Annotated in this window: 1 protein-coding gene; it reads left to right on the plus strand. The window is 70.5% G+C overall.

Features of this window, described 5'->3' with window-relative positions; all coding sequences use genetic code 11:
• Nucleotides 1–1,702: cellulose biosynthesis cyclic di-GMP-binding regulatory protein BcsB (locus AC1DZ6_RS24710; protein WP_477099741.1), on the plus strand; the 1,702-nt coding region annotated here is incomplete at both ends.

The raw sequence follows: 1,702 nt of genomic DNA on the forward strand, positions 1-1,702 counted from the left end.
CTCCAGGGCAAGGCCGTCGCGAAGCAAGCACCTTCCCCGCCGGTGGCCGGGTCCAGCACGGTGCGCGTCCTGAGCCTGAAGGATCTGGGCTTCGGCCAGCCGCTGCGGCTGCGCGGCGTGGCCGGTGAAGCGGGAGCCCCCTTCGCCCTGCGACGCGACGAGGTGGTGACGGGCGCGCGCCTGGTGGTCGTCGGCGCCTTTTCGCCATCGCTGCTGGGCGACCTCAGCCAGCTGAGCGTCGGCGTCAATGGCGAGACGGCCGGCACGGTGATGCTGACGCCCGATCGCGCGGCGGGCAGCGAGTGGTCGATCCCGATCGATCCGGCGCTGTTCCTGCGCGAGAACCAGCTGAACCTGCGCTTCATCGGCCACTACACCCGGGCTTGCGAGGATCCGCAGCACTCGGCGCTGTGGATGAGCATCAGCAACCTGCGCTCGCGGCTGGAGCTGACAGTCTCGCGATTGCCCCTGTCGCCCAACCTGGCCGCCCTGCCCGAGCCCTTCTTCGATCCTGGCGGCGGCCGACTGGTGCTGCCGTTCGTGTTCGGTGAGCCGCCGTCCGACGCGGTGCTGCGCGGCGCAGGCGCCGCGGCCTCCTATTTCGGGATGAAGGCCGCCTATCGCGGCTTTTCCTTCCCCGCCCTGATCGGCGCCCTGCCCAGCGGCGAAGGCGTGGTGTTCGGCCTGTCCGGACAGACGATCGGAGGACTGCAGCTTCCCACGGTGACCGGACCCACCCTGGCGGTCGTCGCCAATCCCACGGCGCCGGACCGTCGCCTGTTGCTGGTCGTGGGCCGTGACGGCGCCGAAATCCGCCGCGCCGCCTTGGCCTTGAGCATCGCCCAGGGCGGCCTGAACGGCGCTCAGGCGCGCGTGGACACCGCCCTGATCGCCCCGCGCTCGCCCTATGACGCGCCGCGCTGGCTGGCGATGGACCGGCCGGTGCGCTTCGGCGAATTGGTCGAGGCCAGCAGCCTTCAGGCGCCGGGCCTGTCGCCGGGCGTGGTCAGCGTGCCGTTCCGCGTCGCTCCGGACCTGTTCCTGTGGCCGGCCCAGGGCGCGCCCCTGAAGGTGCGCTATCGCTATCCCAAGGGCCCTTGGTTCGATCGCGAGCAGTCGCGCCTGGATGTCTCGCTGAACAACCAGTATCTGCGAGCTTATCGCCTCAGTCCGCAGGACACGACGGCCGAGGCGCGGGGCTTCTTCGACCGCTTCGCCCGCAACGAGCACAGCCTGGACCTGCCCCCCTACCTGCTGTTCGGGGCCAGCCAGCTGCAGTTCTATTTCGACATCAAGACCAACAAGACCGGCGCCTGCCAGGGCCAACAGCCGACCAATGTGAGAAGCGGCATCGACCCGGACAGCAGCATCGACCYGAGCCGGGGGCGCCACTTCGCCAGCCTGCCTAACCTGGCCTTCTTCGCCAGCGCCGGCTTCCCCTTCACCCGCAACGCCGACCTCGACCACACGACGGTGGTGCTGGAGCCGAATATCGGCCCCGCCGACATCGAGGCCTTCCTGGGACTGATGGGGCGGTTCGGCGACGTCACCGGCGCGCCTGTCACTCGGGTCGCCGTCGCCCGCACGATCGACGGCCAGGCGCTGAAGGGGCGGGACGTCCTGCTCCTGGGCCGCACCACCATGGCGGGCCGGTTCGGCGAGCTGTTCGCCAAGGCGCCGCTGCGGCTGGAGAACGACGACC

It is taken from the genome of Caulobacter sp. P1_B12_2, from assembly GCF_056406675.1.